This window comes from Nocardia sp. NPDC127526 (genome assembly GCF_042672265.1).
Taxonomy (GTDB): domain Bacteria; phylum Actinomycetota; class Actinomycetes; order Mycobacteriales; family Mycobacteriaceae; genus Nocardia.
This window is the reverse complement of sequence record NZ_JBHXVO010000004.1, coordinates 229,593-255,179: the sequence shown is the minus strand read 5'-3', so window position 1 is coordinate 255,179 and position 25,587 is coordinate 229,593. Positions and strand designations below refer to the sequence as shown.

The window sequence follows — 25,587 nt, the reverse complement described above, 5'->3', positions numbered from 1 at the left end:
TCCCAATGGTGCCTTGCCCCACGAGTCTATGACCGTGCTCCGCGCAGATGCAAGTGCATCTGCAACCTCGAATGCCCAGGTACAGCATGGTTTTCGGGATGCTGTGAGTTTGCGCTGAGGGTCCGCGGACGAGGTTAGGGAACGCTATTTCGGAACGAAAATCCCGGTGAGATCCGCCTTCTTGATCGGCGTATCGCGATTGGCCTGCACTTCACACATGAGCGTGATCGCGGCGACCGCCGCATCGACGGTGTCGGCGGCGGGCTCGGTGGTCGAGTCCTGCTCCTGTTCCAGGAATTTGCGGGCGGTTACGCGCTGCTTTTCGGAGTCCTGTGCGACGAATTCACTGCACGGGGTGTCGCCGCCCTTGTTGACGATTTTCTCGGCCTCGCCGCAGCCGGCGGTGAGGAACAGGGCGGTCGCCGCGGCGGCGCAACCGGCCGCCGCGGCGCGGAAGTGGCGAGTACGCATCACGATCTCCTAGAACCCGGCCAGGCCCTCGGCCAGCGAGCCGATTCGCAGCACCTGCAACGCTTCCTGACGCACGTCCGGGCATGCGGTGAGGGTCGCGGTGTCCACCACGGCCCGATCCTGCAGGATGGCGGCATTGATGCCGTTGTTGCGCAGCGCCCAGTTGTGCACGGTGCCATTGAAGGCCACCTTGCCCAGTTGCGGCCCCTGCTCACTCCAGGTGGAGATCTCCGGGCGCATCATGTCGCACAGCTGATTGGCGGCGTCCAGGGAGATCGTCGGCCCGCCCGGGGTCGTGATCACCGCCGTCCCGTCGGTGAGAGTCGTTCCAGGACTGGTCGGTTCGGTGCTGTTGGAGCACGCCGCGGCGGCGCCGAGTAGCCCGGCGGCGAGCAGAACGGGCGCGGTAGTTCGGCGAGTAATCATGATTCTTCCTCCGGGGGCAGTACGTCATCGGCGATCGGCCTCGGACGCCCGCCCACGCTCGGTGCCGTCTGCTCGCTCGCGCTCGGCGGCGACCCGCCGATGCTCGGCGACCATGAGTGAGATGCCGAGGCCGAGCAGCGCCGTACTGGCGAACGCGCCCAGGACGGCCCAGCCCTCGAAGCCGTAGCCGGCCGCGGTCAGGGTCAGGGCGATGGCCACGATGCCGGCGGCGGACAGCAGCAGTCCCGGCCAATTGCGGGAATCCTCGATGGCCTCGCCGGCGTGCGGCCGGGTGGTTCGGGTGTAATCGGGTTGGTAATCGCGGGACCGATCGCGATGCGGAAAGCCGAGCATGCCGGATGAATTCTGTGGCACGGCAGGCATCATCGCTTGTCCTTTCGTGTTTCGCAGCGCTCCCATTCGAGGGAGCCGATAACAGTCGAATACCCGGACCGGAACGTGCCAATCAAGAATCGGGATGCAGCTCGTATACCGCGAAGGCCGAACGTATTACCGGTTGTGCCACATTTCGCACCCGAATACCGCCGGGCGTGGTTCCGCGTTCCTCGCCGTGGTGGGCGTGGCCGTGCACGGCGAGATCGACCGCGCACCCGTCGATGGCCTCCCCGAGCAGGTAGGAGCCCAGGAAGGGGTAGATCTCGCGGGGCTCGCCGTGCAGGGTGTCGCTGACGGGGGAGTAGTGGGTGAGCGCGACCGTCACATCCGAGAGCAGGCCCGCCAGCGCGTCGTACAGCGCGGTTGCCAGGTCCACCGTGTGCGAGGCGAATTCGCGCATCTGGCGTTCGCCGAAAACGCTTGCGCATTTACCGGCGAAACCGCCGCCGAAACCCTTGGTGCCGGCGACGCCGAGGGTCAGCCCATTGACGGCGATGGTGGTGGCGGAGCCCTCCAGCACGGTGATGCCGTGCTCGGTGAGCACCGCCGACATTTTGTCGGCGGCATCACTGTGATGATCGTGATTGCCCAATACGGCGATTACCGGGACGCCCACGTCGCTGAATTCCGCGGCCACCACCTGTGCTTCGTCCACGGTGCCGTGCCGGGTGAGGTCCCCGGCCAGCAGCAGCACATCGGCGCAGCCGGGCAACTCCTCCAGAGCCGGCCGCAGCGATCCGGCGGCGTCGGCCCCCAGGTGCACATCGCCGACCGCCGCTATCCGCACTTTCCGGTCGGTATCTTTTGTTGCCGCAGCGTTTTCCACGTTCATGCGGCGTCAGCTCAATTCCTCGCGATCGCCCGGCGCGGCGGGCGCCACCACCCGGACATCGTTGTGCACCCGCAGTTTCGGGGCGTGCTCGCGCACCATGGCCGCCAGCTGATCGCGCCGCGCGGCGCTGGCGACCTCGCCGCTGAGCACCACCACATCGCCGCGAATCGTCACCTGCACACCGAGTTCGGCGGTGCGCGGGTCCTCGGCGAAGGCCCGGCGCAGATTGGCCACCAGATACTGCGGCAGGATCTCCTCGGTTCGTTCGGCGGGATCGCGTTTCATATCCTCGCTCCTGTCCTCGCTGATGCCCAGATCGTCGAGCAGGCCCAGAAAGGCCCGCGCGTACGGTGACATCTCGGTCTCGGTGCGCACCTGCGCCCAGTCCACCTGCTCGCGCAGTCCCCGCGCGATGTCCAGCAGGCGGGTGAAGTCCAGGCGGTGCGGGTCGAGCACCATCAGCTTGTCCACCATGAGGTCGGTGCCGCTGATGACCGGCGCCGCGGTGGGCCCGATGCGCAGCCAACCGGCGCGGCCGAGCATATCGTCGGTGACGGCGCGGTAGTTGGGCCGGAAGATCAGATCCACCAGGGTCTCGCCGTCGTAGACCTTGGTCAGCCAGTCCTCGGCCGGATCCACCGGCCGCAGGCCCGCCTGCGCCAGCACGGCGCGGGCCCGGTGGGCGTCGGCGGGTTTGAGGAAGATGTCCACATCGTGTTCGGAGGCCGGGCCGCCGCGCGCGTAGACCGCGCAGCCACCGCCGACCGCGAAGGGAATCTCATTGTCCAGCAGGGTGTTCACGACGCGGGTCAGCGTGTCCAGCAGGCGGTCGATGGTGCGGACCATGCTGGAGGCGTACCCGTGATCGGCCGACCTAACCGCGTTCATCGGCCGTTCCGCTTCCCGGTTCGGCCGGCAGCGAGCGCGTGGCCGGGCCCTCCAGCAGGGTGCCGTCGTAGCCGAAGCGCGAGCCGTGCAGCGGGCAGTCCCAGGACTGCTCGGCGCGGTTCCAGCGCAGGATGCCACCCAGATGCGGGCAGACCGCCGAGACCGCGCGGGTGCGGCCGCCGACCGTGCACACCGCCGTCGGCTCCAGGCCGTGCCGTTCCACGCGGCCCTCGCCCTCGGCGGGCGCGCCGGGGCCGCGGAAGGCGTCGCGCACCGCGAAGCCCAGCCATCCGGCCGACATGTGCAGGGCCACCGGGCCATTGGTGCGCAGGATGGCCGCGGGGGAGCCGAGATCGCGGGCGTTCCAGGTGGCGAAGACCGGCGCCCAGTCCGGTTGCTTGCCGGTGATCGTGCCGACGAGGACATGGGCCGCGGCGACCGCATTGGTCAGTCCCCACTTGGCATAGCCGGTGGCGACGAAGACATTGTGCTGCCAGGGCAGCAGCGGTCCCGCGTACGGCAGCTCGCCCACCGGGTAGTAGTCCTGGGCGGACCACTGGAACAGCGGTTGCGCGCCCGGGAACGTGCGCTGGGTCCAGGCCACCAGGTCCTCGGCGTGCTGCCCGGCGTGATCGCGGCCGACCTCGTGGCCGTAACCGCCGACCAGCAGCAGATCCCCGCGCGGTGAGGGCACGGAGCGCAGCGAGCGGGTCGGCTCGTCGGCGCTGATGAGCATCTCGTGCGGGAACGGGCCGGGCACCTCGAACACCGCGGCGTAGGAGCGCTGCGCGGTGAGCCGGGCGAAGAAGCCGCCGCGGTCCAGCACGGGCGTGCCGGTCGCGAGAATCACGGTGCGCGCGTGCAGATCTCCGTGCGGGGTCAGCAGGATCCGGTCCGGCCCCGCCTGCCGCATCCCGCGCACCCGGGTGCCCTCGAAGATCGGCACGCCGCGCGCGTCCAGATCGCGCGCCAGCGCGGCCACCAGCTCGATGGCGTGCAACTGCGCCTGATCATCGAGCCGCACCGCGCCGAAATGCGGGAACGGCACCTCCAGATCCTCGACGAAGCGGGTGGGCAGCCCGGCCGCCCGGGTGGCGTCGAGCTCGGCCCGCACCTTCGGCACCGCCGCCTCGCCCTGGGCGAAGGTCAGCGCCGGCGCGCGCTGGACGCCGATATCGTGCTCGGCGCAGTAGCGCAGCAGCCACTGCTGGCCGTCGAGGTTGGCGCGCACGTAGTCGCGCAGCACCGGCTCGGAATGCCGCCCCAGGATGCGCGAGGCGCGGGTGCCCTGCAGCAGGCTCACCTTGCCGGTGGTGTTGCCGGTGGTGACCGAGCCCAGCCGGACCGCCTCCAGCACCGCCACCTCGGCGCCCTGTTCGGCCAATAGCAGCGCGGTCACCAGGCCGGTGAGCCCGCCGCCGACAACCACCGTGTCGAAGCGCAGGCCCGGTTGCACCGGCGGCCGGGCGGGCGGATGGAAATCGTGCATCCAGAATGACGTCATATGGTCCGGATTGCCTGGCATGGCCGGGTGAAACACGGGTAAGGCCACCGTATGAAGGGTAGGGCCACCGTATGAACCCGAAGACAGGCGAGCTGCCCGGCATGCCCGGCGGCTCCCGGGCCAGGAACGAAACCGAAGCGGAACGCCTGGACCGCAATTGGGCCAGCCTGATTCAGGAAACCCGGGTAGTACAGACCGGAGTGCAATTGCTCACCGGTTTCCTGTTGATCCTGCCGTTCCAGCCGCGTTTCGAGACATTGTCCGACGGGCTGCGGGTGCTGTATCTGGTGACGGTCGCGGCCTGTATCGGCGCGACCGTATTTCTGGTGGGTCCGGTATCGGCCCATCGAATTCTGTTCCGCCGGCATCGTCTCGATGATGTGGTGCTCGCCGCGCACCGGTTCGCCATTGCGGGCCTGACGCTGCTCGGAGTGGCGCTCATCTGCGTGGCGGTGCTCATTTTCCATGTGGTCGCCGGCGCCACGGCGGGTGTGATCGCGGGCATCGGCTTCGCGGTGCTGTTCGCGCTCGTCTGGGTCGCGCACCCGTGGAAGCAGCGTACCGAGGCGTCGGATTCCCATGAGCCGCAATGAGATTCGGATCACGCGTGTTTCAGGGAGGTGCTCCCGGGTATCGCCGGACTGTCAGGTAAAACACCGACACCATGGAGGTGAATCTCTTGTCCGAGCGCGAGAAGAGCGGTTTCCGCGAGGGCTTCGAAGGCACAGTGGAAGGCGCCAAGGGCAAGGCCAAGGAAGCCGCCGGCACTGTTTTCGGAAATGAGGATCTGCGCGACGAGGGTCGCGTGCAGCAGGATCGCGCCCAAAGCCAGCGCGATGCTGCCAAGCGAGAGGCTCAGGCCGAAAAGGAACGTGCCGAAGCGGCGGCCCAGGAACAGCGCCAGAAGGCATATCAACGGGGTCAGGACGACTGACAACCCCTCGAGCAATGGATTGCCCGGCGAGAGTCTCGCCGGGCAATTGCCCCATGCGGGAGGAAGCAATTCCATGTCTACAGCACCAGAGCAGGACGTCGTCGAACTATTGATGGCGCAGCACAATCAGATTCGCTCGCTCATCGAGCAGGTGAACATTTCGCCCGGAGCGGCCAAGCAAGAGCCGTTCGAGGACCTCGTCCGGCTGCTGGCCGTGCACGAGAGCGCCGAGGAGGAAGTGGTGCACCCGGCCTCGCGGCGGCTGTATGTCGCCGATGCGGTCATCGACGCCCGGCTGCGGGAAGAGGAGCAGGCCAAGGCCGCGCTGGCCGAACTCCACGACCTCGGCGCGGAGCACATCGATTTCGACCGGAAGTTCCGCGCATTCGCCGAACAGGTCATCGAGCACGCCGAGATGGAGGAGAAGGAGGAGTTCGGCATGCTGCTGCAGCACGCAACACCGGCCGAGCGCACCAGTCTCGCCACGGCGGTGCGGATCGCCGAGTCGGTGGCGCCGACCCGGCCCCATCCCGGGACCGGTGAGTCCGCGCTCGCGAATGCGGTGGCCGGACCGCCGCTGGCCCTGTTCGACCGCGTCCGCGATGCCATCCGCGACTGGCGGCGGCAGAGCGCCGACGGCTGAGGCCCGGGAGCCGGCCATGACCTCCGCCCTCGCCTTCGAACGCGGCGCCGCACCGGGATTGGGCGCGCTGGACGCCTGGTGGCGCGCCGCCAACTATCTGTCCGCGGGCCAGATCTATCTGCTGGACAACCCGCTGCTGACCGAACCGCTGCAGCCCGCGCACCTGAAGGCGCGGCTGCTCGGGCACTGGGGCACCGTGCCCGGCATCACCCTCACCTACGCCCACCTCAATCGCGTGATCATGCGCGAGGGCACACCCGTGCTGCTGGTCTGCGGACCCGGGCACGGCGCCGCCGGTTTGAACGCGGCGGCGTGGCTGGAAGGCGCCTACAGCGAGTTCCACCCCGAGGTGAGCGCCGATCTGGCGGGCCTGCGAGAACTGTTCCGGCAGTTCTCCTTTCCGGGCGGCGTCCCCAGCCATGCCGCACCGTATCTGCCCGGTTCCATGCACGAGGGCGGTGAGCTGGGCTATGCGCTGGCGCATGCCACCGGTGCGGCGCTGGACAATCCGGAACTGATCGTGGCGTGCCTGATCGGCGACGGCGAGGCGGAGACCGGTCCGCTGGCCACCAGCTGGCACGCCCCCTCGTTCCTCGACCCCCGCACCGACGGCGCGGTGCTGCCCATCCTGCACCTGAACGGATACAAGATCGCCAATCCGACGCTGCTGTCCCGGATCCCGGTCGAGGATCTGATCGCCATGCTGACCGGATACGGCTGGGAGCCGCTGCTGGTATCCGGCAGCGAACCGTTCGAGGTGCACGAAAAGTACGCGGCCGCACTGGATCACGCCATGCGGCGGATAGCGGAGATCCGGGGCGAGCAGCGGCCGCCGCGGCTGCCGATGATCATCCTGTCGACCCCCAAGGGCTGGACCGGGCCGCGGGCGGCCGACGGCGTGCCGATCGAGAACACCTGGCGGTCGCATCAGGTGCCGTTGAGCGGGGTGCGGGAGCATGCGGAACACCGTGCGCTGCTGGAGAAATGGCTGCGATCCTACCGGCCGGAGGAACTCTTCGACGACTCCGGGGCGCCCGTGCCGCGGGTGCGCGACCTGCATCCCGACGGCGAGCTGCGGATGAGCGCCAATCCGGTGGCCCACGGGCGTGACAGCGTCGATCTGCGGCTGCCGGACGTGGGCGGGTACACGCTCTCGATCTCCGAACCCGCTGTGACGCACGAGGAGTCGACCCGCGTCCTGGGGAGATTCCTGCGCGACACCCTGGTCGCCAACCCGCGGGATCTGCTCTTCTTCGCCCCCGACGAGCACACCTCCAATCGCCTGGATTCGATCCTGGAGGTGACCGGCCGCCGCTGGCAGGAGGTCCGCCGGCCCGGCGACGACCGATTGTCCTGTGACGGACGGGTTTTCGAGGTGCTGTCCGAACATCTGTGCCAGGGCTGGCTGGAAGGCTATCTGCTCACCGGCCGGCACGGCGTGTTCTCCAGCTACGAGGCATTCGCCCACATTGTCGACTCCATGGTGGTGCAGCATGCCAAATGGCTCGTCGGCGCCGCCGAATACCCCTGGCGGGCAACTATTCCCAGCCTCAATTACCTCATCACCTCGCATGTGTGGCGGCAGGATCACAATGGGGCCTCGCATCAGGATCCCGGGTTCATCGATCACGTGCTGAGCAAGCGTCCCGAGGTGAGCCGGGTGTATCTGCCGCCGGACGCCAACTGCCTGCTGCACGTGTTCCGGCACTGCCTGGGCACGCGCGGGCGGGTCAATGCCGTGGTGGCGGGCAAGCAGTCCGCCCTGCAATACCTCGACGACCGCGCGGCCGCCGAGCACTGCGCGCGCGGGCTCGGCGTGTGGGACTGGGCGAGCAACGACACCCTCAGCGGCACCGACGCGGTGCTGGCCTGTGCGGGTGACGTGCCCACCCAGGAGGCCCTGGCCGCGGCCGCGCTGCTGCGCGAGCTCACCCCGGACCTGGCCGTGCGGGTGGTCAATGTGGTCGATCTGGCCCGGCTGGCCTCGCCCGACCGGCACCCGCACGGCCTGCCGGACCAGGATTACCGCGAGATCTTCACCGGCACCAAACCGGTGATCTTCGCCTTCCACGGCTACCCGTGGCTGATCCACCAGCTCACCTACCGCAGGCCCGGTCACCAGCGCCTGCATGTCCGCGGCTTCCGCGACAAGGGCACCACCACGACGCCGTTCCAGATGTGCGCGCTCAACGGCATCGACCGCTACCAGCTGGCGATCGCCGTACTGGAACACGTGCCGCGGGTCGCGGGCCGGTTCGACCGCCTGCGCGACCGGCTGCTCGGCATGCTCGACGAGAACACCGCGCACGCCGAGCGCACCGGTGTCGACCTGCCGATCGTCAGCGACTGGAGCTGGGGAAAGGGGCAGCTGTAGCCCCCGGGTGTGGGAAATGCCACCGGCCGCTCGCAAGACCCGATATTGATACCGGTTCTCGCGGTGTGTTACGTCTGGGATCAGTGGATTGATCAACCTGGACCGAACGGAGCCGTGGACCGTGGCGGACATGCCGGCGTATTTCGATGTGGTGGACGGCGGCTTCGAGCCGACGGCGACCGCGGCCAGTCAGTGGTCGTCGGAGCAGGTGGTCGGGCCCGCCCTGTGCGGGCTGATGGCGCGGCAACTCGAACTCGAGCACGCCACCGAGGGATTCGTGCCGGTGCGGCTGACCGTGGACATGTTCAGCGCGGCCCGCTTCCGGCGCACCGCCACCCCGACCCTGCGGGTGCGCGACGGCAATCGGATCCGCGTCGCCGATGTGACCGTGGTACAGGACGGGACGGTGGCCGCGCGCGCCTCGGCGGTGCTGCTGCGGCCCGCCGAGCAGCCACCGGGGCAGCTGTGGCGGCGCGACCGCGAACCGCAGCCGCCGTCGCCGGAGGTCGCGCCGCCCTGGACCGAACTGCGGCCGCCGCTGTTCGACAGCGACGGCAGCGCCGAAGGCTGGTCGCTGCGGCCGACCGATCACGACAACAGCAGCCGGAAACGCACCTGGCAGAACCCGATTCGCGTGGTGACGGGGGAGGAGCTGTCACCGTTCGTGCGGGCCGCCCTGGTCGGCGAGGCGACCAGCATGATGACCAACTGGGGCGATGCCGGCATCGGATTCATCAATACCGATATGACCCTCGCCCTGGCCCGCATGCCCGAGGGGCCGGAGATCGGCGTGGAGGCCGACAGTCATCTCAGTGAGCACGGCATCGCGGTGGGCGTGGCCACGCTGTTCGACCGGCGTGGCTCCTTCGCCAGCGCCATGGTCACCTCGGTGTCCAATGCCGGCCGGCAGATCAGCAGCGCGCAATTGGACATCGCGGTCGCCGCGCGCTTCTGACCGCGCCGGTACGCCGGTTCGAAGCGCAAGCGTCGCATCGGTTTACGTGGTGTTTGTGACAGATCAGCCGGTACGTGGAACAATGTGACCAGGTTGAGACTACAGCCGACCCGGTTCGCGCACGGTGCCGTCGCGACAGTGGGCGCAGAGCACGTGGTATCGCCGATTCTGACGGATGTACCGTCTCGCCCTCATCGGCGACAGGCTCTCGCGCGGAACTGGAAGCCCCCTCTTCGAGAGGTTTAGTCATGTCCGCTATTGCCGTTCTACAGCGCGGCGTCGCTGCCGCAGCTCTCCACGTGAATGGATCCGAGCCGAGTGATCGCGACCGTCACCCGCCGCCGGTCGGCAGCCGGGAGCCCACGTGCTTCATCGTGCGGGTCGAGGGTGAACTGGACGCCGCTGTACTACCGGAATTCTCCGCAGCATTGGAGCGGGCGGTGACATCCAGTTTCCGGGCCGTGGTCGTCGACCTGCGCCCGACCCGGTTCCTGAGCATCGGCAGCGCCTCGGCGCTGGCCGCCGCCAAGGAACGGGCCGCGCTGGACGGGGTCGATCTGCGTGTGGTCGCCGGTCGCCGAGAGGTCGAGCGCGTCCTCGAGGTGACGGGCCTGCGGCCGTTGTTCCGTTTCTACTCGTCGGTTCAGGATGCGTTGGAGGCGTAGTTGCCGACAGAGGTCGGGTGGGGCCGGGGCGATCTCGGTCCCACCGATCCGCTGCTCGGAATCCCCCCGACAGCGGATAATCGTCAGGTGACGACAGGTGGTGAGCTCTCAGCGAGCGAGGCCGATGCGCTGGAACAGGTGATCGGATCCGGACGCCCGCAAACCGTGGGCGCCTTCCGGTTCTGGTTCGACGACCAGCGCTGGGAATGGTCCGACGAAGTGGCCGCCATACACGGCTACGAACCCGGAACAGTGCATCCCACCACGGAATTGCTCCTCGAGCACAAACATCCCGAGGATCGCGCGCAGGTCGCCACCTCCCTTGCACGGGCCGTGGAGAACGGCGAACCGTTCTCCAGCCGGCACCGCATCGTCGACACAGGCGGAGTGGTGCACCACGTCATTGTGGTGGGTGACCACATGGTTGACGAAAAGAACAGAGTGGTCGGGACATCCGGCTACTACATCGATGTGACCGATACTCTTGCCGAGCACCGGCAGGAGACCCTCGACGATGCCCTGCCCGAGCTGTACCGGGCGCGGGCGGTGATCGAACAGGCCAAGGGCGCGCTCATGCTCGTCTACGGCATCAATTCCGAGCAGGCGTTCCGGGTGCTGACCTGGCGTTCGCAGGAGACCAACACCAAACTGCGCACCTTGGCGAGCCAACTCGTCGCCGAGATCACCGCCATGGGCGGTGCGGCGGTGGAGCTGCGGACCCGGTTCGATCATCTGCTGCTGACGGTGCATCAGCGGCCGCAGCCGTAATAATCTGGTCCGATGCGTGTTTCGGGGTGATCGGTGGGGGTACCGCGACCAATGACATGCGAAAAAGGAATGGATCGGACAATGGCCGGGCGTGGCGTATTCCGTCTCCGCGACTCGGTGACGGACTGGCGGAGTGGCGCATGACCGAGTGGATTTCCCGGGAGAAGACCGATACGAGCGCTATCGGTATTCGAATACCGGCCGATCTGGGGCAGCTGACCATGCTGCGCGCCCTGGCCGAAACAGTGGCTCTGATAGCCGATTTCGCGCTCGACGAGGTGACCGATGTGCGGGTGGCGCTGGACGAGGTGGCGACCGCCCTCATTGTCGGCGCCGTTCCCGGCAGTTGTCTGGACTGTGATTTCGACTTCGACGAACAGCGGATGCGAGTGCGGGTCACGGCCGTCGCCGCCGACAGCGAAGCCCTGGACGAGGGCGGATTCGGCTGGCACGTGCTGCAGACTCTCACCGAATCGCTGACCGCGCACACCGGCTCGTTCGATCGTGCATCCGGGGGATATCCCACGGTGGTCGAATTCAGCCGTATGCGGGGTGAAGGCGATGACGGATGAGCGCAAGCCCCGGCGTTCGCGCAGTCGAGGCGACAGTTACGACAATATAGAACCGCTGTTCAAGGAATTGGCCGAGCTCGATCCGGCCGATCCGCGGCGCGAGGCCCTGCGCGAACGTCTCATCGGCCGCTGCATGCCGCTGGCCGACCATATCGCCCGCCGCTTCTCCGGCCGCGGCGAAAGTTTCGAGGATCTGCTGCAGGTCGCCGATATCGGCCTGGTGCAAGCCGTCGACCGCTTCGACGTGACCCGCGGCTCCTCCTTCCTGTCCTTCGCCGTCCCCACCATCATGGGCGAGGTCCGCCGCCACTTCCGCGACAACACCTGGGCCGTGCGAGTTCCCCGGCGCACCAAGGAAATCCAGCTCGGCATCGGCGCCACCATCGAACGCCTGGCCCAGCGCCTGGGCCGCCTGCCCCGCGCCCGCGAGATCGCCGAGGAGATGGACGTCGACCTCGTCGAGGTGACCCAGGCCCTCATCGCCGGCAACGCCTACCAAATGGCCTCCCTGGACGCCGTAGCCGGCGACGACAGCGAGAACACCCCCCTCTCCCTCATGGAAGTCCTCGGCAGCGTCGAACCCCGCTACGACCGCGTCGACGAATTCCTCGCCGTCAAGCCTCTGATCGCGGACCTCCCGGACCGGGAAAAACACATCCTGGTCATGCGCTTCTTCGAATCCAAAACCCAAACCCAGATCGCCGAAGAACTCGGTATCTCCCAGATGCACGTCTCCCGCATCCTCGCCAAAACCCTCGCCTGGCTACGCGAACAAGCACTGAAGGACTGATCCGGCCGCCAGCGGCGGGCGGCCGTGCGGGCCGTCGGCCCGGGCTAGTCGGCGGGGAGTTCGGTGCCGTCCTCGGCGAGCTTGGCGGCTACCTCGGTGGGGAAGATATTGCGGAAGAGGTAGAGGTCCTTGCCGAGTTTCCAGCCGGGGGCCAGGGCCACGGCGTAGCGCTCGAAGTAGCCGAGTTGTTTGCCCATGAGCATGAGTTGTTCGGGGCCGGAGGCGCCGCGGCGCTTGCCGAATTCGAGGAGGCGGGCGGCGACCACGCCGAGGTCGAGTTTGTCGAGGCTGCCGGAGAGGACGGGGCCCAGGGCCACGGCGAGCTGGCGGCCGATGGTGGCGTCGTCGCCATTGTCGTCGGAGACCAGATCGAGTTTGCGCAGGGCGCGGGCGACGGGGCGGAAGTCGCCGTCGATGGAGCTGGCGTAGAACAGCGAACGGACGAACTCGCGCCATTCGGTTTCCATGCGGCCGACAATGCCGAAATCGAGCATGGCGACGCGGCCGTCGTCGAGCAGCCAGAGATTGCCGGCGTGCACGTCGCCGTGGAAGAGGCCGTGCACCGCAACGCTTTCCATCCACGCCTTGACCAGACGGCGGATGAGCATCTCCGGTTCGGGATGCACCTCGCGGATATCGTCGAAGCGGTCCAGCGGCATGCCGCGCATGCGTTCCATGCACAGCACGCGGGGCGCGCAGTACTCCCAATACACCTCGGGGATGGCGACATTGGCGTTGTCGCCGAAGGCGACCAGGTTCTGCCGGGCCCGCGACTGATTGTCGGCCTCGATGAGGAAGTTGAGCTCGGCGACGGTCGCCTCGTACAGGTCGCGCACCACGGCCTGGGCATTGGCCACGCGCGCGTTCTCCGAGCGCTTCTCCAGTGCCCGCGCCAGCTTCATGGCCGAGCGCAGATCCACGATCATGCGCCGCGCGATCTCGGGCCGCTGCACCTTCACCACCGCGGGCCGGCCGTCGGCGAGCACGCACGCGTGCACCTGGGCGATCGAGGCCGCCGACAGCGGTTCGTCGTCGAAGGAGCGGAACAGCTCGGAGATCGGCTTGCCGAGATCGGCCTCGACAATGGCGCGCGCGTCGGTCGCCGGGAACGGCGGCACGTCGTCGAGGCAGCGCAGGCAGGCATCGGCCAGTTCCCTGGGGAACGCCTTCGGCGACGAGGCGATCAGCTGCCCCAGCTTCACGAACATCGGGCCGAGCGTCTCGAAGCCGTCGACCACGCCCTCGGCCACGGCTCGCCGGCGTTTGGCCGGTCGCAGCCCGCCGCGCAGTACGCTGCGGGTGACCGATCCGCCCAGCACCGCACCCACGATCGCCGTTCTCCGCCACTCGGAGAAGCCGAAGGTGTCCAGGTCCGGTCGGATCACCTCGGGCGACCCTGCGCGCACAGTCATCGGTGAGCTCACGGGCGGCAGTGTATCTCCGTCCGTGCCACGCGTTCGACTGTGGTGGGCGGCACAGGTTACCGAGGCGTTCACTGGTTCGTAGTGGGCAGTGCACGGTAGCGTGCATGGTCGGGCCGCGATCCGGCACCAATTCGTAGGCGGAAAGGCAAGACCGAAGTAATGACGGGTACAGCGGAAAAGCTGGCGGAACTGCGCAAGCTCCTGGAGATCGCCGAAGAACCTGCCGGTGAGCGTGGCATCCAGAAGCGAGCGGCGAAAGGCATCCCCAGCGCCCGGGAACGGGTGCACATGCTGCTGGACCCGAAGAGCTTCGTCGAGATGGGCTCACTCATGCGCCAGCCCGGCGTGCCCAATGCCTTCTACGGCGACGGCGTGGTCACCGGCCGCGGCACCATCGACGGCCGCCCGGTCGTGGTGATCTCGCACGACCAGACCGTGTACGGCGGCTCGGTGTCGGAGATGTTCGGCCGCAAGGTGCGCGCCGTCATGGACTTCGCCTACAACAACGCCTGCCCGGTCGTCTGCATCAACGACTCCGGCGGCGCCCGCATCCAGGACGGCGTCGCCTCGCTGGCCTGGTACGCGCTCATGTGCAAGCTGCAGGAGGACCTGTCCGGCTACGTGCCCATGGTGGCCGTCATGCTCGGCAAATGCGCGGCGGGCTCGGTGTACGGGCCCATCAATATGGATGTCCTGGTGGCGACCGAAGAGTCGTACATGTTCGTCACCGGTCCCGAGGTCATCAAGGCCGTCACCGGCTCCGAGGTGACCGCCGAGGAGCTGGGCGGCGCGCGGGCACTGGAGCAGAACGGCACCGTGCACCACGTCGCCAAGACCGAGCAGGACGCCTTCGACTGGGTCCGCAGCTACCTCAGCTACCTGCCGACCAGCTGCCTGGAGCAGCCGCCGATCGTCAATCCGGGCCTGGAGCCCGAGCTCACCGAGTCCGACCGCCAGCTGGACAAGATCATTCCGGACTCGGACAAGGTCGGCTACGACATGCACGAGATCCTGCTGCGCATCTTCGACGACGGCGCCTTCCACGAGATCAGCGAGAAGACCGCGCAGAACCTCATCACCGGTTTCGCCCGGGTGGACGGCGCGCCGGTCGGCGTCATCGCCAACCAGCCGATGGCCCTGGGCGGCGCGCTGGACGCGGCCTGCTCGGACAAGGCGGCCCACTTCATCCGGATCTGCGACGCGTTCCACGTGCCGCTGGTCTATGTCGTCGACACCCCGGGCGTGTTGCCCGGCGTGGACGAGGAGCGCAATCACGTCATCAAGCGCGGCGGCCGCATGTTCCGCGCGCTCATCGAGGCCACGGTGCCGGTGGTGACCGTGGTGACCCGCAAGGCGTTCGGCGGCGGCTACGCGGTCATGGGCTGCAAGCAGCTGGGCGCGGATGTCAGCCTGGCCTGGCCGACGGCGCGGCTGGCGGTCATGGGCGCGGAGTCCATGATCTCCATCGTGGGCCGCAAGCAGCTGGCCGCGGCGCCGCCGGAGCAGCGCGAGACGGTCAAGCAGCAGATGATCGACTTCTACAACGCCACCGTGGCGACGCCGTGGACGGCGGCCGAGCGCGGGTACATCGACGCGGTCATCGAACCGTCGGCGACCCGCCTGGAGATCCGCAAGGCGCTGCGCCTGCTGCGCGACAAAGGCGCTGTGCGCAAGCCGAATCCGCGCAAGCACAATCTCTACCCGATGTGATCGAGCGGATCCCGGCTCCCGCGACAGCGGGGGCCGGGTCATTCGACGCCCGCACATTCGATGCGTTATCGGTTGGGGGCCTTCAGCATTCGCTGACGGCGGGCTCCCCGCGCAAGCGCTCGTCCAGCCACAGCACGGCCTCCGGAAAGCCGGTGAGCGCCGCGATCACGTGCTCGCCGAACACATCTCGGTACACCGCGTTCGCGCCCATCGCGCACTGCTCGCGATAGAAGTTCCGCGCCCCCTCGGCCGGTATCCAGAACTCCTGCGCGCCGTTGTAGATGAACAGCGGCACCGGCGATCTCTTCCCCTCCATGCGCGTGACCCGGAAGATGTCCTGTGCCAGCGCGCTGTGCAACGGGTTCGGGAAATCGGCGGCGAGATCGATGGGCACCATGAAGATTCCGGTGAGCGCGAAGACATCGATGCACTGATCCTTCATGATCAGGGCTATCCATTGCGCGAGCGCGTTCATCCGATCCAGGATCTCCGGCCGCTCCCGGCCGATGGCGAAGGTGGCGGCCAGGAACACCCCCGACGCCAGATTTCCGTTCATGCTCCCGGCCAGCAGCTCGAAATCGGCGGGCACGCCGCCCAGGGCGGCGCCCACCACCACATCGGCGAGTTCGGGCGCGTACTCCGGCATCAGCTTGACCGCGCCATGGGTGGCGATCGCCCCGCCGGAATAGCCGATCATGCCGAATCGACTGTCGCCGAACTCGTCGGGCAGGGCATTGCGCACCGCGCGGATGCTGTCGAGGACGGCGTGTCCGGCCACATACGGTTCCGCGTAGGCCATGCGCGGGCCTTCGTGATCGGTGATCAGCACCGCGTAGCCGCGCAACATGGCCAGCTGGGTGGTGGGCGGAATGTAGTCGGTGATATCGCTGTCCTCGCCCCAGCCGCGCGCCAGGCTGTAGCTCGGATTGCAGTCGCGCCCGAGGCCGTTGATGGGCAGATTGTTCACCACCACCGGACGCGTTCCCGCGCCGGGCCACTCGCCGTGCGGGATCACCAGGGTGGCCACGGCGTAGGAGGCCGCGTCATGGGAGTCGGTGGTGCGGAATTTCAATTGCAGCACCTGCCGCGCGGGCACCAGCAGCACCTGTTCGGCGGCCGCGGTCACATCGCGGTAGGCGATGACGTTCCCGTTCGCGTAGTCCGCGAGCAGTTCCGGCCAGCCGTCGACGAAATCGTCGTCGATGGTCCTGGGCATGGTGGCGGCGCGCAGCGCGGCCAATTCGAGGGACAGTCCACCGGCGTCGACGAGCGGGGTCATCGGCGCGGCGGGCAGCGCGGGCGGGGGCAGGTGCGCTTCGATCCAGCGCTGCAGGCCGGACAGATCGGAGATCTGCCCCGGGCCGGGCTGGGGCGGGTCGGCCTGCGCATGCCCGGCGAAGCAGCCGAATATCAAGGCGGCAAGGACAACTCGCAAGCAGAAGAGCACAATACCCCCACGGCTCGGTGTTCCGGGCATCCCCTCATCTCGGACTCTCCGAGCCTAATGGCGCGCCGAGGCGCCGACACCGGAGACACTTCCGGTAGTGACCACATCGAGACCGGCTCACCCGGAGCCCAGGTGGGCGGCGGATTCCGGCGCCGCGCGGGGGCCTGATTGCCCCCGGGATGCGGGGGTAACCCATCTGTATGGTCCGAACGAGTCTCCGGGAACTGCTCAGTCGGACCGGACCGTTCGCCTCGGTCTACTTCGACAGCTCGCACGACACCGAGGACGCGGTCCGGCAAGTGGAACTGGGCTACCGATCCATTCGCCAGAAACTAGCCGAGGCAGGCGCTTCCGATCAGGTCATCGGCGCTGTCGGCATTGCGGTCGCCGCCGGGCCGTCCGCGCCCGGGCGCTCCGGGCGCGCGCTGATCGCCGACTCCGAAACCGTGGTGGTGGACGATGCGCTGCCCGCGCCGCCGCCCCGGGAGATCGTCCGGGTGTCGCCGCTGCCCCATGTGCTGCCGCTGCTCGAGCAGCGCCCGCCGCGCGTTCCCCATGTCCTGGTGACGGTCGACGACGCCGGGGCGCGCCTGCTCGCCACGACCTGCCACGGGGACCGCCTCGCCCGGACCGTGGACGTGGTCGTCAACCCGGTGCACCGCGTGCGCGGCGGCCCCAGAACCCACCGCCCGCGCCGCGACCGTGCCCGGAACCTGGTGCGCCACACCGTCGAGAGCGTCTCCGAGGCGGTCTGCACGCTCGCCGACCGGGTGGGCGCCACCCTGATCCTGCTGGCCGGTGATCCGGCCATCCGCTCGGCGCTGCGCGTGGTCCTGGACGACCGCTACACCGTCCTGCGCCGCTGCCGCTGCGTCGAGATCGACGGTTTCGGTGACGAAGTCGACGAGCAGGCCCGCAAGATCGTCGCCGAGGCCGCCGGGATCCGCCGCAAGGCCGTGCTCGAGCGCTACGAGGCCGAGTGCACGCGCGCGGGCGGCGCCGCCACCCGCGGCCTCGCCGCCACCGCCACGGCGCTGCGCGCCACCGCCGTCGCCCACCTGCTCATCGACGGCCGCGAACTCGGCGATCGCGAGGTGTTCGCGGGCGACTCCCGTTCGGATATCGCCGCCACCACGGCAGAACTCCCCGGCCCCGCCCGGGTCCGCCGCGCCGACGAGGCGGTGCCGATGGCCGCTTTGGCGGGCGGCAGCGACATCGTGCCGGTCACCGGCCGGATCACGCTGCCCGAGGGCGTCGGCGCCCTCTTGCGGCTCCGATGAATGACAGGAGGAAGTGGAATGGAACGAGGTAACACCAAACACGGTCCGGCCCAGGACGATCACCTGGCCCACGATCTGCGCGACCTGCTGCACGGCGGCCACACCGCTCACATCGAGGAATGGCGCAATCCGGAACCGCCCGCCGACGACGACCCGGACCTGTTCGCCGACCCGCACCTGACCCGCCCCGTCCCGCCGCCGGAACCGGTGCCGCCCGAACCCGATCCGGATCCGGTCCCGCCCGCGCCGCACCCGGATCCCGTCCCGCCGGACCCGAACCCCCGCCCGTCCCCGGTCCCGCCCACCCCGACCCCCGATCCGATCCCGCCCTATCCGCCGCCGACCGATCCGGAGCCGCCGCAGGTGGTGTAGGGCGCTCGGCTGGAACTTGTCGGTGGGGTGGGGCAGAGTGCCTCGGCGACAAGTGATTTCGAGTGGTGGGAGTAGTCCGGGATGGAACGGGAGCAGTTCGCGGAGGCCGTGCTGGGAAGTCTGCGGGCGCGCGGGGTGACCGATGGGGAGTACGACGCGGAGGAATTCGAGGTGCGGCACAGCGGCGGGGAGGTGATGTACCTGGGGAATGTGTTCCGGGAGCTGGCGGGGGAGTCGGCGGAGGAGATGCAGGAGCGGATCGATCATTTCGTCGCCGCGGTGACGAGCATCGAAGAGCCGCCGCAGGATTGGGAGACGGCGCGGCCCTTGCTACGGACCGTGCTGCGACCGGTGACGCACGGGATGGGGACCATCGGGCCGGGCGCGGAACGGTTTGCGCGCCCGGCGTTTCCATTCGTGGACGAGGCCGTGGTGGTGGATATGCCGCGCATCCGCAGCTATGTGACCTCGACGATGGTGCGGGACTGGGGTGTGACGCCGGAGGAGGTGTACGACGCCGCGCGCGAGAATGTGGCCGGGCTGGCGCAGCCGGGCGCGCCGGAGGAGCTGCAGTTCATTCGATTCGTCGACAGCGGTGACCATTACATCGGCTCGTGGCTGCTGGTGCCCGGATGGCTGGCGAGCTACGGCGGCGGCGCGCATCGTCCGGTGGCGTTCATTCCGGACCATGACACCTTGCTGCTGGTGCCCGACGATGCCGAAATCCTGGAACAGGTCTTCGAGATGGTCGAGGAGCAGTACGGCGAAGCGGCGCGGCAGATTTCACCGCAGGGGTACACCATCGACGACTTCGGGAGGGTGGTGCCGCTGGATCAGCTCGGCGACCATCCGGCGCGGGCGCGGGCCGTGCGGGCGCGCGCCGGGCTGGCCGTCACCGAGTACTCGATCCACACCCGTTTCCTGAACGAGGAATCCGAGGCCGGCCTGGAATCGATTCCCGGTCTGGAGCCCGCCTTCGCCGGATCGGTGCTGTTCCAGCCGACCGATTCCGGTCCGGTCACCGTGACCATCTGGGGTGAGGACGTGGAATATCTGCTGCCCCAAGCCGATTACGTGCATTTCGCGCGCATGGACGCCGACGGCGAGGTCGAGGTGGACTGCACCGTGCCGTTCGACGCGGTGGTGGAGATCCTGGGTCTGGTGCCGCTGCCCGGGTTGAACCCGCCGCGTTTCGAGGCGCGGCAGTGGCCGGACGAGGCGGCGCTGGCGCGACTGCGCGAGCGAGCCGTCGACCTCTGATCATTGCGAGCACGGCCCGTCGCTAGCGCGCGAAGACGGTCGTGATCACCAGGTCGATCTGCGCCACGGCCATGTCGATGGGGCCGGTCGGCTGGAACAAATGGCTCAAGGCCAGGCGCACCAGAATCTCGGTGCGCGTGGCCAATTCGGCATCGGAGAGTTCCGCGAGCCCGTACTGCGCCCGGATCGCCGCCGTCACCGCGGCGACGGCGGGGCCCAGGACGGGCTCGGGCTCTGTCATGAGGGCGGGCAGCAGCGTGGTGTCGGGCGCGGTCCGCCCCGCCAGCACGGCCTTGAGCAGTGTGTTGTCCGCGCCGGTGCGCAGCGTGTAGTCGACCGCGGCGGTGAATCCGGCGTGCACGTCGTCCGGATGCGCGGCGAGGGCGCCGGCCACGCCGACCAGAAACGTATCGAGCTCGCGCCGGATGACGACCTCGGCGAGCACTTCCTTGGTGCCGATCTCCTTGTAAAGCACCGGCCGGCTCACTCCGACCTCCTTGGCCAGGCGCGACATGTTCACCGCGCCCCACCCCTCGGTGCAGACAATGCGGCGCGCGGTGTCGATCACCCGCTCGCGCAGGAGTTGGCGCATCTCGGTCTGGAAATTCGGCGCATCGACCACGGTCCGATGGTACATGAGCACGTCATCCGTCCTGTCATTGACAACCGAGCTTCATGTGTATCTACTGAATACACTTCTTCGAGAAGTGTAAACAAGGAGTTCGATCATGACGACGTCCCGACGCGACGAGCCGACCGCCGCCGCGCTGCCGCAATGGCGCGATCGCAAGCGCTACCTCTGGCTGTTCGGCCTGGTGCCCCCGACCGCGATATTCCTGGCCGCCGCCCTGGTGTGGGCGTTCAACCAGCTGGGCTGGCAGGCCGCCGCACCCGTCTGGTGGTGGATCGGGCCGCTGCTGGTCTATGTGCTGCTGCCGATCCTCGATCGCTTCTTCGGCCCCGACGGTCAGAACCCGCCGGACGAGGTGATGGAGATGCTGGAGAACGACCGGTACTACCGCTACTGCGTGTACGCCTACATTCCGTTCCAGCTGCTGAGTGTGGTTTTCGCCTGCTACCTCTGGACGGCGGACGATCTGTCGTGGCTGGGTGTCGACGGCGGGCTGGGCCTGGCCGCCAAGATCGGCCTGGCGCTGAGCATCGGCGTACTGGGCGGCGTCGGCATCAATACCGCGCACGAACTCGGCCACAAGAAGGACGAACTGGAGCGCTGGCTGTCGAAAATCACGCTGGCGCAGACCTTCTACGGTCACTTTTACATCGAGCACAATCGTGGCCATCACGTGCGCGTCGCGACCCCGGAGGACCCGGCCAGCGCCCGCTTCGCCGAATCGTTCTGGAATTTCCTGCCCCGCAGCGTCTTCGGGAGCCTGCGCTCGGCGTGGGAGCTGGAACGGACGCGGCTACAGCGAGTCGGCAAGCGCACGTGGAGCATTCACAATGACGTACTCAATGCCTGGCTCATGTCGGTGGTGCTCTGGGGCGCGCTGACCGCGGTGTTCGGCCCGGCGGTATTGCCCTATCTCGTCATTCAGGCCGGGTACGGCTTCACCCTGTTGGAGACGGTCAACTACCTCGAGCACTACGGGCTGCTGCGGCAGCGCACCGAGAGCGGCCGATACGAGCGCTGCACCCCGGCGCACAGCTGGAACTCCGATCACATCGTTACCAATATCTTCCTGTATCACCTGCAGCGCCACAGTGATCACCACGCCAACCCGACCCGGCGGTATCAGATCCTGCGCAGCATGGACGGCGCGCCGAACCTGCCCAGCGGGTACGCCAGCATGATCGGGCTGGCGTACTTCCCGCCGCTGTGGCGCAAGGTCATGGACCACCGGGTGCTCGACCACTACCGCGGGGATATCACCCGCGTGAACATTCAGCCGCGCAAGCGCGCTCGCGTGCTCGCGCAGTACGGGGCGCGGTGATGGCCGCCTATCGCTGCCCGGTCTGCGAGTACGTCTACGACGAAGCGGCCGGCGCGCCCCGCGAGGGCTTCCCGGCCGGTACGCCCTGGTCCGCGGTGCCGGACGACTGGTGCTGCCCGGACTGCGGCGTCCGGGAAAAGATCGACTTCGAATCCATCTCCGCCAGAACGGATCACCCGCGATGAACACCGACTACAAACTGTTCCGCTGCCTGCAGTGCGGTTTCGAATACGACGAGGCGCAGGGCTGGCCCGAGGACGGCATCGAGCCGGGCACCCGCTGGGCCGATATTCCCGAGGACTGGTCCTGCCCGGATTGCGGCGCGGCCAAATCGGACTTCGAGATGGTCGAGGTCAGCCGCGCGTGACCGGGCGCATCGTGATCGCGGGCGCCGGGGTCGCCGGCGCCACCGCGGCGAGAACACTGCGCGGCGAAGGCTATTGCGGCGAGATCGTGCTGCTGGGCGCGGAAGCCTCCCCGCCGTATCGACGCCCGATGGTGTCGAAGGAGCTACTCGCGGGCACGGCGAACGAGCAGCGGGCACTGCTCGAACCCGCCGACTTCTGGCACGCGCAGCGGATCGATGTGCGCACCGGTTCGGGCGTCGTGCGCATCGATCCGGATCGCCGTGCGGTCCGGCTCGCCGACGGCACCGAATTCGGCTATGACAGCCTGCTTCTCGCCACCGGAGCGCGCCCGCGCACACTACCCGGGATGGCCGGGCCGCCCGGGGTCACGGCGGGCATCCATACGCTGCGCGAGCGCGCCGATATCGCCGCGATCCGCGCGGCGCTCGATGCGGACGGGTCCCTGCTCGTCGTCGGCGCCGGGCTCATCGGCTGTGAGGTCGCGGCCACCGCGCGCGGGCTCGGCGCCCGCGTCACCGTTCTGCACGCCGGTGCCACGCCATTGGACCGTGTGGCGCCCGCGGTCATCGGCGAATGCTATCGAGACCTGCACGGCGAGCACGGCGTAGAACTGCACACCGGAGTCCGTCTGAGTCGCCTGGAGCGCACCGCCGATGGGGTGGCCGCGGTGGCCGAGAATGGTCGCCGCTGGGTCGCCGGCGCGGTGCTGGTCGCCATCGGGGCGGTCCCGAATACCGAACTTGCCGCCGCGGCCGGACTCGATATCGCCGATGGCATTCTCGTCGACGAGCGGTATCGCACCTCGGCTCCGGGAATCTTCGCGGCGGGTGATGTGGCGGCCCGGTTCGATCCGGAACCGGGTGTGCATCGGCGCGAGGAACATTGGAACAGCGCCCGGTCCCAGGGCGCGGCGGCGGCGCGATCCATGCTCGGCATCGCGTCCGGCGATGCGGAGGTCCCGTGGGGCTGGTCCACTCAATATGGTCTCAACCTGCAGTTCGCGGGACGAATCGCGCCGAATGACCAACTCGTGGTGCGGGGTTCGCCGGGCAGTCGCAACCTCACGGTGCTCGCGCTGCGCGATGGCAGGCTGACCGGTGCGGTGGCCCTCGGCCGTCCCGCCGATATCCGCGCGGCGCGCGCTCTCATTGCCCGCCGCATCCTGCTGGATCCGGCCTCCGGCGCAGACGAATCCATCCCGATTGCCCGTCTTGCCGACTTCGCCGGACAGCGCGGACCGGGTGGCGCATGATGTCGCCATGGTATGGAACCGCCGCGGTGTGAGCGGACACGTTCTCGCGCGCGGAGCTGTCTCAGATGTGCCGCGAACAGTCGCCCGGGAGCGTCCCCATCCGGACATGGACCTTGACTGCGGCATGATCGCGGGCGAACGGGTCCGGCGATGGCGGGCGGGCTGCTGGCACGCCGGTTACGCTGTGGCCGAAGGTCGTTGCGCTGGCCAGCAAGGCCCTGCGCAATGGCCCGCACCGGGGATCGCGCGACAGGGGAGGGTTGCTGTGACGGTACTGTCACCACTGGCCGGGGCCGCCGCGCAGGCGAAAACCGCCAACTGTCTGGGCCGATCTGTGACGGGCTCAACCCGAGCGAATTTCGCGCAACAGTGAAATGCAGGTGAATCAGCCGAAAATGAGTTTCTTCGTTTCGCATTTGCCAGGCGATTGCTAATTCTGTTCGGGGAATGATCATTCCGCCGAAGTTGCGCATTCTTCATGTAAATCCCCTGGTAGGTCAAGCCTTTCACGCGACCGAGTGAAGACTGACACGTCAGTCGGAAAACTGTATTACTGTGACCCAGTCGGCATTCAGCCAACAGTGGGGCAGTGGGGTGGTACGCATTGGTCGACAAGGCCATTCGGGGGCCGGAGCCGTTGATTCGGCAGGCAATCGAGTTCGTTCTCTCGGGGTTGCGCACGTTCGGGCGGACCCTGCAACTGGGGGTGGCGGCCTTTCGCTACCTGTTCACAGACCTGATCGGTCTCAAACATCCGTGGCGGGACACGTTGCAGCAAGGCTGGTTAATCGTCTCCGTGACGGCGATTCCCGCTGTGCTGGTGGCGGTTCCGTTCGGCGTCATCGTCGCCGTCCAGGTCGGCAGCCTGACCCAGCAGGTCGGCGCCTCCTCGGTCTCGGGCGCGGCCGGCGGTCTCGGCGTGATCCGGCAGGGCGCGCCGATGGTGACGGCGTTGTTGCTCGGCGGCGCGGCCGGTTCGGCCATTGCCTCGGACCTGGGCGCCAGAACCATTCGCGATGAGGTGGATGCCCTGCGCACCATGGGCATCGACCCGGTGCGCCGGCTGGTCGCGCCGCGGCTGGCGGCCATGATCACGCTCACGCCGCTGCTGTGCATGCTGATCATCTTCATGGGCGTGTTCACCGGCTATGTGATCGCCGTCGGCTTCCAGGGCGTCACGCCCGGCAGTTATCTGTCGGCCTTCGCGGCCTTCGCCAAGATGAGCGATCTGGCCGTGGCCATCGTGAAATCCATCATCTTCGGGGTGATCGTGCTGATCGTCGCCTGCCAGCGGGGACTGGAGGCGACGCACGGCCCGAAGGGCGTGGCCAATGCCGTGAACGCGGCCGTGGTCATCGGGGTGATCGCCGCCTTCGGCGTGAACCTGGTGATCACCCAGCTGGTTTCGATGTTCCTTCCGACGCAGGTGGGCTGATGACACAGGTACCCGCCCGCTATCAGCCGCTCGGCGCGGCCGGTCGCATGGCCGAGCGCGGCGCGCAGGCGCCGCTGTCGGTCTTCGAATCCCTCGGGCACCAAGCGACTTTCGTCTACGAGGTGCTGGCCGCCGTCCCGCATACGCTGCGGTACTACCGGCGCCAGACCATGCTCATCCTCTCCGACATCACCTGGGGTTCGGGCGCCATCATCGTCGGCGGCGGCACCGTGGCGGTGCTCGCCTTCCTCGGCATCGCCGTCGGCGGATCCATTGGCGTGGAAGGCTTCACGGCTCTGAATATGGTCGGCATGGGCCCGCTCACCGGGTTCGTCTCTGCCTACGCCAATACCCGGGAGATGGCGCCCATGGTGGCCGCCATCGGCTTCGCCGCCCAGGCCGGCTGCCGCATGACCGCCGAGATCGGGGCCATGCGCATTTCCGAGGAGATCGACGCATTGGAGGCCATCGGCATCCGGCCCATGCCGTTCGTGGTGACCACCCGCGTGATCGCGGGCGTCATCACCATCGTCCCGCTGCACCTGCTCACGCTCATCCTGTCGTACCTGTCGTGCGCGACGGTGGTGAATGTGCTGCACGGGCAGTCCTCGGGCACCTACTACCACTATTTCGACGCCTTCCTGCAACCCGGCGATGTGCTCGCCTCACTGCTCAAGGCGACGATCTTCGTGGTCGCCATCATTCTCATCCACGGCTACCAGGGCTTCTACGCCTCCGGCGGACCGGAGGGCGTGGGCCGGGCCTCGGGCCGGGCCATTCGCGCCAGCCTGGTGCTGGTGGTGATCCTGGACATGATCCTGACGATCGTGATCTGGGGCCTGGATGTCGGCATCAGGATTTCGGGGTAG

The 25,587-nt window shown here is 68.2% G+C and carries 28 protein-coding genes; 19 read left to right on the top strand and 9 right to left on the bottom strand.

The annotated features are described in order from the left end of the window. Window positions 1-144: 144 nt before the first annotated feature. The 6 genes from ACFVIV_RS10020 to ACFVIV_RS09995 all read right to left on the bottom strand — a co-directional run bounded on the left by ACFVIV_RS10020 (window position 145) and on the right by ACFVIV_RS09995 (window position 4,517). A complete protein-coding gene (locus tag ACFVIV_RS10020) occupies window positions 145-471 on the bottom strand; it encodes a hypothetical protein (RefSeq protein ID WP_379194528.1) in 327 nt (108 codons plus the stop codon). A gap of 9 nt (window positions 472-480) precedes the next feature. Next, the gene (locus ACFVIV_RS10015; RefSeq protein ID WP_379194526.1) at window positions 481-897 is read right to left on the bottom strand and encodes a hypothetical protein; all 417 of its coding nucleotides are present in this window, start codon (window positions 895-897) and stop codon (window positions 481-483) included. 24 nt (window positions 898-921) lie between these two features. Next, window positions 922-1,281 carry a hypothetical protein gene (locus ACFVIV_RS10010; RefSeq protein WP_379194953.1) on the bottom strand — a complete coding sequence of 120 codons (360 nt, stop codon included), beginning with the start codon at window positions 1,279-1,281 and terminating at the stop codon, window positions 922-924. Window positions 1,282-1,363: 82 nt separating this feature from the next. Next, window positions 1,364-2,125 (bottom strand): metallophosphoesterase, encoded by a 762-nt coding sequence (locus tag ACFVIV_RS10005; RefSeq protein WP_379194524.1) that lies wholly within the window; start codon window positions 2,123-2,125, stop codon window positions 1,364-1,366. A 6-nt stretch (window positions 2,126-2,131) separates the two neighbouring features. Further along, window positions 2,132-2,971, bottom strand: a complete 840-nt coding sequence (locus ACFVIV_RS10000; RefSeq protein WP_379194951.1) for a BON domain-containing protein — start codon at window positions 2,969-2,971, stop codon at window positions 2,132-2,134. Window positions 2,972-2,999: 28 nt separating this feature from the next. After that, window positions 3,000-4,517 (bottom strand): FAD-dependent oxidoreductase, encoded by a 1,518-nt coding sequence (locus ACFVIV_RS09995; protein WP_379194949.1) that lies wholly within the window; start codon window positions 4,515-4,517, stop codon window positions 3,000-3,002. Between the two features lie 71 nt (window positions 4,518-4,588). Here ACFVIV_RS09995 and ACFVIV_RS09990 point away from each other — a divergent pair, with 71 nt between their 5' ends. From ACFVIV_RS09990 to ACFVIV_RS09950, 9 genes are all read left to right on the top strand, one after another. Further along, entirely contained in the window at window positions 4,589-5,110 is a 522-nt protein-coding gene (locus ACFVIV_RS09990; RefSeq protein ID WP_379194522.1) for a DUF6328 family protein, read from the top strand. Window positions 5,111-5,196: 86 nt separating this feature from the next. Next, window positions 5,197-5,451, top strand: a complete 255-nt coding sequence (locus tag ACFVIV_RS09985; protein WP_379194520.1) for a CsbD family protein — start codon at window positions 5,197-5,199, stop codon at window positions 5,449-5,451. Between the two features lie 73 nt (window positions 5,452-5,524). After that, on the top strand, window positions 5,525-6,094 hold the full coding sequence (locus tag ACFVIV_RS09980) for a hemerythrin domain-containing protein (protein WP_379194518.1): 570 nt from the start codon (window positions 5,525-5,527) through the stop codon (window positions 6,092-6,094). Window positions 6,095-6,110: 16 nt separating this feature from the next. Beyond that, a complete protein-coding gene (locus tag ACFVIV_RS09975) occupies window positions 6,111-8,468 on the top strand; it encodes a phosphoketolase (protein WP_379194516.1) in 2,358 nt (785 codons plus the stop codon). Between the two features lie 130 nt (window positions 8,469-8,598). Beyond that, complete coding sequence (locus ACFVIV_RS09970) at window positions 8,599-9,423, top strand: thioesterase family protein (protein WP_379194947.1); 825 nt, start codon at window positions 8,599-8,601, stop codon at window positions 9,421-9,423. 248 nt (window positions 9,424-9,671) lie between these two features. Next, window positions 9,672-10,088, top strand: coding sequence for an STAS domain-containing protein (locus tag ACFVIV_RS09965; RefSeq protein ID WP_379194514.1), 417 nt, complete (start codon window positions 9,672-9,674; stop codon window positions 10,086-10,088). 87 nt (window positions 10,089-10,175) lie between these two features. Further along, the gene (locus ACFVIV_RS09960; protein ID WP_379194512.1) at window positions 10,176-10,856 is read left to right on the top strand and encodes a PAS and ANTAR domain-containing protein; all 681 of its coding nucleotides are present in this window, start codon (window positions 10,176-10,178) and stop codon (window positions 10,854-10,856) included. A gap of 140 nt (window positions 10,857-10,996) precedes the next feature. Next, window positions 10,997-11,428 (top strand): ATP-binding protein, encoded by a 432-nt coding sequence (locus ACFVIV_RS09955; protein ID WP_379194510.1) that lies wholly within the window; start codon window positions 10,997-10,999, stop codon window positions 11,426-11,428. Next, complete coding sequence (locus tag ACFVIV_RS09950; RefSeq protein ID WP_379194508.1) at window positions 11,418-12,218, top strand: RNA polymerase sigma factor SigF; 801 nt, start codon at window positions 11,418-11,420, stop codon at window positions 12,216-12,218. The genes ACFVIV_RS09955 and ACFVIV_RS09950 overlap by 11 nt, the downstream gene beginning before the upstream one ends. Before the next feature lie 44 nt (window positions 12,219-12,262). Here the strand turns inward: ACFVIV_RS09950 and ACFVIV_RS09945 are convergent, their stop codons facing one another. After that, window positions 12,263-13,630: an ABC1 kinase family protein gene (locus tag ACFVIV_RS09945; protein ID WP_379194945.1), complete on the bottom strand. Its 1,368-nt coding sequence runs from the start codon at window positions 13,628-13,630 to the stop codon at window positions 12,263-12,265. Between the two features lie 171 nt (window positions 13,631-13,801). Between ACFVIV_RS09945 and ACFVIV_RS09940 the strand changes: the two genes are divergently transcribed. Beyond that, window positions 13,802-15,352 (top strand): acyl-CoA carboxylase subunit beta, encoded by a 1,551-nt coding sequence (locus tag ACFVIV_RS09940; protein ID WP_379194506.1) that lies wholly within the window; start codon window positions 13,802-13,804, stop codon window positions 15,350-15,352. An 82-nt stretch (window positions 15,353-15,434) separates the two neighbouring features. On the opposite strand, the gene ACFVIV_RS09935 is transcribed toward ACFVIV_RS09940, so the two are convergent. After that, window positions 15,435-16,787: a lipase family protein gene (locus ACFVIV_RS09935; RefSeq protein ID WP_379194504.1), complete on the bottom strand. Its 1,353-nt coding sequence runs from the start codon at window positions 16,785-16,787 to the stop codon at window positions 15,435-15,437. A 212-nt stretch (window positions 16,788-16,999) separates the two neighbouring features. Here ACFVIV_RS09935 and ACFVIV_RS09930 point away from each other — a divergent pair, with 212 nt between their 5' ends. The 3 genes from ACFVIV_RS09930 to ACFVIV_RS09920 all read left to right on the top strand — a co-directional run bounded on the left by ACFVIV_RS09930 (window position 17,000) and on the right by ACFVIV_RS09920 (window position 19,711). Then, window positions 17,000-18,079 (top strand): hypothetical protein, encoded by a 1,080-nt coding sequence (locus ACFVIV_RS09930; protein ID WP_379194502.1) that lies wholly within the window; start codon window positions 17,000-17,002, stop codon window positions 18,077-18,079. 18 nt (window positions 18,080-18,097) lie between these two features. Continuing rightward, window positions 18,098-18,451 (top strand): hypothetical protein, encoded by a 354-nt coding sequence (locus ACFVIV_RS09925; RefSeq protein WP_379194500.1) that lies wholly within the window; start codon window positions 18,098-18,100, stop codon window positions 18,449-18,451. A gap of 81 nt (window positions 18,452-18,532) precedes the next feature. Then, window positions 18,533-19,711, top strand: a complete 1,179-nt coding sequence (locus ACFVIV_RS09920; RefSeq protein ID WP_379194498.1) for a hypothetical protein — start codon at window positions 18,533-18,535, stop codon at window positions 19,709-19,711. A gap of 22 nt (window positions 19,712-19,733) precedes the next feature. Here the strand turns inward: ACFVIV_RS09920 and ACFVIV_RS09915 are convergent, their stop codons facing one another. Then, window positions 19,734-20,333 (bottom strand): TetR family transcriptional regulator, encoded by a 600-nt coding sequence (locus tag ACFVIV_RS09915; protein WP_379194496.1) that lies wholly within the window; start codon window positions 20,331-20,333, stop codon window positions 19,734-19,736. Window positions 20,334-20,439: 106 nt separating this feature from the next. On the opposite strand from ACFVIV_RS09915, the gene ACFVIV_RS09910 reads away from it, so the two are divergent. From ACFVIV_RS09910 to ACFVIV_RS09885, 6 genes are all read left to right on the top strand, one after another. Continuing rightward, the gene (locus ACFVIV_RS09910; RefSeq protein WP_379194494.1) at window positions 20,440-21,663 is read left to right on the top strand and encodes an alkane 1-monooxygenase; all 1,224 of its coding nucleotides are present in this window, start codon (window positions 20,440-20,442) and stop codon (window positions 21,661-21,663) included. Further along, complete coding sequence (locus ACFVIV_RS09905; RefSeq protein ID WP_379194492.1) at window positions 21,663-21,848, top strand: rubredoxin; 186 nt, start codon at window positions 21,663-21,665, stop codon at window positions 21,846-21,848. Before ACFVIV_RS09910 ends, ACFVIV_RS09905 begins: the two co-directional genes overlap by 1 nt. Next, window positions 21,845-22,030: a rubredoxin gene (locus tag ACFVIV_RS09900; RefSeq protein ID WP_379194490.1), complete on the top strand. Its 186-nt coding sequence runs from the start codon at window positions 21,845-21,847 to the stop codon at window positions 22,028-22,030. The genes ACFVIV_RS09905 and ACFVIV_RS09900 overlap by 4 nt, the downstream gene beginning before the upstream one ends. Continuing rightward, a complete protein-coding gene (locus tag ACFVIV_RS09895) occupies window positions 22,027-23,283 on the top strand; it encodes an NAD(P)/FAD-dependent oxidoreductase (protein ID WP_379194489.1) in 1,257 nt (418 codons plus the stop codon). The genes ACFVIV_RS09900 and ACFVIV_RS09895 overlap by 4 nt, the downstream gene beginning before the upstream one ends. 604 nt (window positions 23,284-23,887) lie before the next feature. Beyond that, the gene (locus ACFVIV_RS09890) at window positions 23,888-24,718 is read left to right on the top strand and encodes an MlaE family ABC transporter permease (protein ID WP_379194487.1); all 831 of its coding nucleotides are present in this window, start codon (window positions 23,888-23,890) and stop codon (window positions 24,716-24,718) included. Then, window positions 24,718-25,587 carry an MlaE family ABC transporter permease gene (locus ACFVIV_RS09885; protein WP_379194485.1) on the top strand — a complete coding sequence of 290 codons (870 nt, stop codon included), beginning with the start codon at window positions 24,718-24,720 and terminating at the stop codon, window positions 25,585-25,587. The genes ACFVIV_RS09890 and ACFVIV_RS09885 overlap by 1 nt, the downstream gene beginning before the upstream one ends.

Bases quoted from the DNA above. Each gene is read 5' to 3' on its own strand.
- ACFVIV_RS10020 (WP_379194528.1), bottom strand. From the start codon at position 471: ATGCGTACTCGCCACTTCCGCGCCGCGGCGGCCGGTTGCGCCGCCGCG.
- ACFVIV_RS10015 (WP_379194526.1), bottom strand. From the start codon at position 897: ATGATTACTCGCCGAACTACCGCGCCCGTTCTGCTCGCCGCCGGGCTA.
- ACFVIV_RS10010 (WP_379194953.1), bottom strand. From the start codon at position 1,281: ATGCCTGCCGTGCCACAGAATTCATCCGGCATGCTCGGCTTTCCGCAT.
- ACFVIV_RS10005 (WP_379194524.1), bottom strand. From the start codon at position 2,125: ATGAACGTGGAAAACGCTGCGGCAACAAAAGATACCGACCGGAAAGTG.
- ACFVIV_RS10000 (WP_379194951.1), bottom strand. From the start codon at position 2,971: ATGGTCCGCACCATCGACCGCCTGCTGGACACGCTGACCCGCGTCGTG.
- ACFVIV_RS09995 (WP_379194949.1), bottom strand. From the start codon at position 4,517: ATGACGTCATTCTGGATGCACGATTTCCATCCGCCCGCCCGGCCGCCG.
- ACFVIV_RS09990 (WP_379194522.1), top strand. From the start codon at position 4,589: ATGAACCCGAAGACAGGCGAGCTGCCCGGCATGCCCGGCGGCTCCCGG.
- ACFVIV_RS09980 (WP_379194518.1), top strand. From the start codon at position 5,525: ATGTCTACAGCACCAGAGCAGGACGTCGTCGAACTATTGATGGCGCAG.
- ACFVIV_RS09975 (WP_379194516.1), top strand. From the start codon at position 6,111: ATGACCTCCGCCCTCGCCTTCGAACGCGGCGCCGCACCGGGATTGGGC.
- ACFVIV_RS09970 (WP_379194947.1), top strand. From the start codon at position 8,599: ATGCCGGCGTATTTCGATGTGGTGGACGGCGGCTTCGAGCCGACGGCG.
- ACFVIV_RS09965 (WP_379194514.1), top strand. From the start codon at position 9,672: ATGTCCGCTATTGCCGTTCTACAGCGCGGCGTCGCTGCCGCAGCTCTC.
- ACFVIV_RS09955 (WP_379194510.1), top strand. From the start codon at position 10,997: ATGACCGAGTGGATTTCCCGGGAGAAGACCGATACGAGCGCTATCGGT.
- ACFVIV_RS09950 (WP_379194508.1), top strand. From the start codon at position 11,418: ATGACGGATGAGCGCAAGCCCCGGCGTTCGCGCAGTCGAGGCGACAGT.
- ACFVIV_RS09945 (WP_379194945.1), bottom strand. From the start codon at position 13,630: ATGACTGTGCGCGCAGGGTCGCCCGAGGTGATCCGACCGGACCTGGAC.
- ACFVIV_RS09940 (WP_379194506.1), top strand. From the start codon at position 13,802: ATGACGGGTACAGCGGAAAAGCTGGCGGAACTGCGCAAGCTCCTGGAG.
- ACFVIV_RS09930 (WP_379194502.1), top strand. From the start codon at position 17,000: ATGGTCCGAACGAGTCTCCGGGAACTGCTCAGTCGGACCGGACCGTTC.
- ACFVIV_RS09925 (WP_379194500.1), top strand. From the start codon at position 18,098: ATGGAACGAGGTAACACCAAACACGGTCCGGCCCAGGACGATCACCTG.
- ACFVIV_RS09920 (WP_379194498.1), top strand. From the start codon at position 18,533: ATGGAACGGGAGCAGTTCGCGGAGGCCGTGCTGGGAAGTCTGCGGGCG.
- ACFVIV_RS09910 (WP_379194494.1), top strand. From the start codon at position 20,440: ATGACGACGTCCCGACGCGACGAGCCGACCGCCGCCGCGCTGCCGCAA.
- ACFVIV_RS09905 (WP_379194492.1), top strand. From the start codon at position 21,663: ATGGCCGCCTATCGCTGCCCGGTCTGCGAGTACGTCTACGACGAAGCG.
- ACFVIV_RS09900 (WP_379194490.1), top strand. From the start codon at position 21,845: ATGAACACCGACTACAAACTGTTCCGCTGCCTGCAGTGCGGTTTCGAA.
- ACFVIV_RS09885 (WP_379194485.1), top strand. From the start codon at position 24,718: ATGACACAGGTACCCGCCCGCTATCAGCCGCTCGGCGCGGCCGGTCGC.